This window comes from Streptomyces sp. NPDC056503, assembly GCF_042794995.1.
Taxonomy (GTDB): domain Bacteria; phylum Actinomycetota; class Actinomycetes; order Streptomycetales; family Streptomycetaceae; genus Streptomyces.
This window is the reverse complement of the sequence record NZ_JBHTST010000231.1, coordinates 1-5950: the sequence shown is the minus strand read 5'-3', so window position 1 is coordinate 5950 and position 5950 is coordinate 1. Positions and strand designations below refer to the sequence as shown.

Here is a 5950-nt window from a genome sequence, read left to right as displayed (position 1 = left end):
CCGGTGAGGTCGTATTGGTTGATGGGGTCGCCGGGGTAGCCGTAGGCGTTGGCGCCGCCGCCGTAGATGGGGTCTGCGGTGAGGAAGCGGCCGGTGGTGGGGTTGTAGAGGCGGACGCCCATGAGGACGAGGCCGGTGAGGGTTTCGCTGGAGCGCTGCTTGCCGCCGAGCCAGTTGTAGCGGGTGGCGGGCTGGCCGGCGCGGGGGTTGCCGTATTCGTCGTTGTCGAGGACGAGGGGGGCTTCGGCGAGGTCGAGCGGGAGCTGGAGGACGACGTCGCCGTGGATGTTGGTCAGCTGCAGGGTGGTGCCGTCGGTGTTGCCGCTGGTGGCGGCGAGGTCGCCGGAGGCGGATTCGACGTTGCGGCTGACGGTGCCGTCGGTGGTGTTCTCGGTGATCCAGCGGGGGTTGTCGCCGTCGCTGTCGTAGTGGTTGATCTTGGATGCGGTCTGTGTCCAGGTGCCGTCGGTGTCCTCTTCGACGGTCCAGGAGCGGAAGCGGAGGTTCGCGTCGAGCTGCCAGGTCTGGCGCTGGTTGTTGGCGGTCTGCTGGTGGGCCAGGTCGTTGGCGTAGTAGCCGATCTGGTTGCCGGGCAGGGTGGTGGTGCGGCCGAAGGCGTCGTAGACGTAGCCGGTGTCGACCAGGCGGTCGGCGCTGTCGTAGGTGTGGGTGGTGGTGGTGCCTCCGGCGGTGGGGCAGGCGCCGCCTGCGGTGCCGGCGGCGGTGGTCAGGCCGGTGCGGTTGGTCCGCTTGTCGAAGTTGTAGGTCCGCGTGGTGCAGATGTCACCGACGGTGTCGTTGACCTTGGTGAGGCGGCCTTCGGCGTCGTAGGTGTAGTCCTGGCTGGACCAGCCGTTGTGGCGGGTGACCTGGCCGTGGACGGATTCCTCGACGGTGTCGGAGTAGACGACCTCGCCGTCGCTGTCGCGGGTGTAGACCTTCGACAGGGTGGCGCCGGTGGTGTCTTCCTGGACGGTGAGGGTGTAGCCGCCGGGGAGCTTCTCGGTGGCGACGGAGCTGTCTGCGTCGTAGGTGGCCTGGAAGGCGCCGGCGACGGAGTCGGTGGTGGTGGTGGCCAGGCCGCGGGGTTCGGCGGTGGTGTCGTAGGTGTAGGTCACCGTGGACGGCACCGAGTCGGAGGTCTTGACCGGGCGGTCGAGCAGGTCGTACTCGGTGCGGGTCACGCCGCCGTCGGCGTCGGTGTAAGAGACCTGACGGCCGAGCTGGTCGTACTCCTTGGTGATGGTCCCGCCGGTCGGCGAGGTGGTCTTGACGGCCTGGCCGGTGGCCGGGTCGTACTCGGTGGTGGACTCCGGGACGGCCTGGCCCAGTCCGCCGGTCATGGCGGTCTTGGTCTGGCGGCCGGCGGTGTCGTAGGTGTTGGTGGTGGTGCGGGTGACGCTGTTGGCGGTCTCGGTGACCTTGGCCGGGTTGCCCCACCAGTCGTACTCGGTGGTGGTGGTCGGCAGCTGGGCCGGGTTGCTGCCGGCGCCGGTGATGGTGCCGGCGGGCCCGGTAGTGCAGACCTGGTCGGCCCACTCCGGGCGGCCGGCGCAGGTGCCGGTGCCGGTGCCGGACCAGTAGGTGGTCACGCGGGTGGCGGCGTCGGTGCCGGTGGCGCCGGGCAGCAGCTGCTTGGTGACGCGGCCCTGGGCGTCGTACTCGGTGGTGTCGGTGATGGCGAGGCCGGCCGGGTCCTTGACCGTCTTGGTCGCCAGGCCCTTGGCCCAGTCGTAGATGGTCTGGGTGACGCGGGCGTCGGCCATCGTCGTGGTGCCCAGCAGCTGGGCGCCGGTGGTGACCTTGGTGACCTGGTTCTCGACCTTGGCGGTGCCGTCGGTCGGGCGGCCGGCGTCGTACTCGTTGACCGTCCAGGAGCGGGCCACGGCCGACTCGCCGTTGAGCGAGATGCGACGCAGCGGGCCGAACTCCTCGAGCTCGCGCAGGCCCTTGGCGTCGTAGAGCGACTTGGTGGCCAGCAGGTCGGCGCGGTCCTGGGAGGACAGGCCGATGATTCCGAGGTCGGTCAAAGTGGCTTGGTCGGCCGCGGTGCCGCCGAGCGCCAGGGCCCGGTTGCCGGCGGTCAGCTCGCCGATGGTGTTGCCGAAGCGGTCGTACTCGGTGGTGGTGATGTTGCCGCCGGGGGTGGCGGCGTTCACCTCGCGCCCGGAGGCGTTGGTGTAGGTGATCGAGGCGCGACGGTAGTCGGCCGCGGTCAGCTGGGCGCCGGAGTGGGCGGCGGGAACGGCGTCGGCCGGGAAGACGGCCGTCGCGTCGGTCGGCGCGTCGCTCTGGCCCCAGGTCAGCACGTCCGAGGCACCCATGGCGTAGGGGGCGTTGGCGCCGCTGAGCGGGACGTCGTAGACGACGCTCGTCGACGCGGTGCCCGACACGGTGTCCTTGGTGCCCTGCTGCAGGCCGGAACGGCTGGCCTTGAGCAGCATGCCGTCACCGGCGGTCGCGGCGTTGCCGGCCTTGCCGTAGGTGAACGACCAGGGCAGCTGGCCAGGCGGCGTCAGGGTGGTGACACGGCCGGCCGTGTCGTAGGCGTACGCGGTGACCAGGGCGGGGCTGATCTGCGGGTTGTAGGTCTCGCGCAGGCGGCCCGTGGTGTCGTACGCGTACTTCTGGACGGTCTTCGCGCTCGCCGCGGCGGCGCCGGGCTCGGTGGACCAGCCGCGGATCTCCTTGACCTGGCCGGCGAAGTCGCCGAAGGCGGAGGAGGTGGCGGTGGTGGCCGTCGCGTAGACGTACTCCAGCGCGCGGCAGCCCTTCGTGGACGGCGTGGCCGTGCAGGTGGCAGCCGAGGTGGCGGAGGTGGGAGAGATGACCAGCTTGGGGCGGGCCAGCTTCTTGCCGTCCGTGCCGGTCACGGTCTCCGAGATCACCGTGGTCGTGGACTGCGCAAGGCCGTCCAGGGTGCTGGAGGCGACCTGCCAGGTGGTGGCCGCGGCGTCCGGCTTGGTGAAGACGGTAAGGGTGCCCTCGGTGTCCTTCAGCGTGAACGAGCCGGTCAGCGAGCCGGTCAGCGTCAGGTCCTCGGCGCCGGGCTCGGCCTTCCAGCCGCCGCCGGTAGTGGCGGTGAAGCCGAGCTCCTCGCCCTCGGAGTCGACCAGCGCGACCGAGGTCGCCGAGGTCTTCTTCAGGAAGGACCAGTCCGACTCGGTGATCTCCGCGGTCGTGCCGGAGGTCCACTGCGGACCGAAGATCGCCGCCTGGCCCTCCTGCTTCGCGCCCGCGTCCGCGCGGCGCGAGGACGCCGAGCGTGCGACGGACAGGCCGAACAGCGAGGTGTCGGTGGCCGACAGGCTGTAGTCACCGGTCAGCAGGTTGACCGAGCCGGGCCCGGCCTCTTCCGAGGGAGCGGTGCCGGCGTTGCGGTCGACGGTGATCTCGTTCGCCGGCGAGTACGCGGTCGCGGTGCCGTCGGTGAACGCCGCACGAACCTCGATCGGGCCGTCCTCGGCGAGGCTGTCGGTGATGTTCCAGGTCAGCCCGGCAGGCTTGCCGCCCGTCACCGCGACCGGCCAGGAGGCCACGGCGTTGCCGCCCTGCAGAACGTTGGCGACCGGGATGTTCTTCCAGGTGTCGGTCTCGCCGCGGCGGTACTGGTAGGTCACGCCGGTGTAGGAGGTCTGGCCCTCGGAGGACAGGCTCACGCGGCGGGCCGGTCGCTCACCCTCGCTCGGCGTCAGGAGCGCTGCCCCGGAGCCGGCGTAGAAGGTGTAGGTGGAGTACGTCGCCGGCACGTTGCCGGCCGCGTCCACCGTTCGCGCGGTGATCGTGTGCTTGCCCGCGGCGAAGGTGAGCGACTTGCTCACCGCAGCGCCGGTCGTGGCGGCCGACTGCCAGGTCGCCTCCCCGTCGAGCTTGTACTCCACGGACACGACGTCGCTGGTGGGCGGCGTGAAGGTGAACGATCCGGTGAACTTGCCGCTGGCGTCCGGGGTGCCGGACCAGGTGTTCGCCGGGAAGTCACCGGAGGAAACCGCCGTGGCGCCGGGCTTGGTGGTGTCGACGGTGAAGTACACCGACGGCGTCCAGTTCGACCAGGCACTGCCGTCTGAGGCACGGCCCTTGAACCAGTAGGTACGGCCGTTGACCAGCTTGCCGGCGGGCACCGTGTAGGAGACCGTCTTGTTCACGACCGGGGACAGCGTTCCCGGGTCCTGGACCAGCAGGTTCGTGGTGCCTTCCCACAGTTCCCACTTGGTGCGCAGGGTCGTGGTCTCGGCGTCGCTCGCGGTGTACTTCAGGGCAGGCGTGGTGGTGGTGACCCAGTTCTTGCCGCCGTTGGCGCGGCCCGGGGTGACGGACATCGGGTTTCCGGCCACCGGGATCGTGTTGTACGTGACGGACACGTACGGCGTGTTCGAGGCGGCGTTACCCGAGTTGAACCGCTTCCACGAGTACGGGTCGGACTCGTTGGTGGCCTTGATGCCCATGGAGTTGGACGTGTTGCCGTTGGCGGCCCAGGCGACGGCGAGGTTCTTGATGTCCGCCGACACCCAGCCGTCCGCACACGAGGACGAGAAGCCCTTCGTCGCGGTCACGGCGGCCCACTTGTTGGTGAAGCCGGGCTGGTTGGTCCACCGCGTGGCGGTCGAGGCGTGCGGGGTGTCCCACACCTCCCAGCTGCTCGGGGTGCACGACCAGGAGTGGTAGTTCCACAGGTTCAGCTTCGCGCTGAGGATCTGCTTGCCCGATATCTGAGCCATCGGGAAGTGCAGGAACGACCGCGCGATCTGGCTCGAGCCGTTGTTGCCGAGCTTGAGCTCCGTCGACGCCGACATGTCGGCGGTGTAGCCCTGCTGGACGAACGTGTCGAAACTGGCGCCGATGTTCACCGCCGGGTCGACGGTGACCGGGAACTTGGTGGCCGGGTCCGCAAGGAACTCGGCATCAGGCGTCAGGGTCAGGTCGACCGTGTCGCCCTTCTGCGTGACCTTCAGCCCCACGTCGGCACGGCGGGTGTGCTCACCGGACCGGGGGTCGATGGTGGCGTCCCACATCTCCGGCGCCGGCAGCACGCCGACCTGCTTGCCGTTCTTGGCGTCCAGGAAGGACACCGACCGGTCCGCGTTCTGCCGGGCCTTGATGCCCTTGGCGTTCAGCGTCAGCGTGACCGAGCCGGTCGCGTCGACGGCAGAGCGGTCCTTCAGCTCCAGGAACTGCTCGAATCCGGTACGGGTGGACTCGATGATCAGGTCGGTGGAAGCCAGGACACCGGGGTAGCGCGCCGTCGTACCCGACACTACCGGCTCGGGGAGAGTCCCCCGCCAGGACAGATCCAGCGCCCTGCCGTTGCCGGCGTCCAGCGAGACCAGCGGAACCGGCGTCGTCTTTGCCTCTCCGGCAGCCCCGGACGCCCTGACCTTGGCCGCCTTCGCGGCAGGCGTCTTCCCGCCGAGCTTCAGCCCGAGCGGGTGGTCCTTGGCGACGACGGAACCGTCCGAAGACTTCGCCAGGTCGACGTCGATATTCCGCCACACACCCGTGGCCTTGTCGCGGAACCGGATCGGGCCCGACGCCGCGTCAGTCGTCACCGTCCCATCCGGATTCGCCCACGTGGTCGTCGACTCCGTCCGCTCCGAACGGGCCTCCACACGCTTGCCGGAGAGCCGGGCCGCGACAGTCGCGGAGGGCAGGTCCGCCGCCTCCGTCGGATACACCCGGTCTTCCTGCTTCGCCGACTTCGCCGACGAGGCCAAGGCCACAGCCTCACCCGTGGTAGCCACCACGACAGCAGTCTCGACAACCATCAAACCTGCCAAAGACAGGGCTATACGGGGCAAAACACCCGGACGCATCCATCTTGCCCCACCCCCCCAAGAAGATGGGGTGATCTGGTCACTCATGACCTGTTTCGACCTCTCATAGAAACCGCCCAACGCGGTTCACAGCCCGGGATGCTAACCATAAAGATCAACAACCCAAAACCGAAGAGAGG

1 protein-coding gene is annotated in these 5950 nt (G+C 69.4%); it reads right to left on the bottom strand.

Going from position 1 to position 5950, the window contains the following annotated elements:
* Positions 1–5762, bottom strand: a 5762-nt coding sequence (locus tag ACFQ8C_RS36160; RefSeq protein WP_383466096.1) for a DNRLRE domain-containing protein, incomplete at its 3' end; no start/stop codon positions are given.
* Positions 5763–5950: the final 188 nt, after the last annotated feature.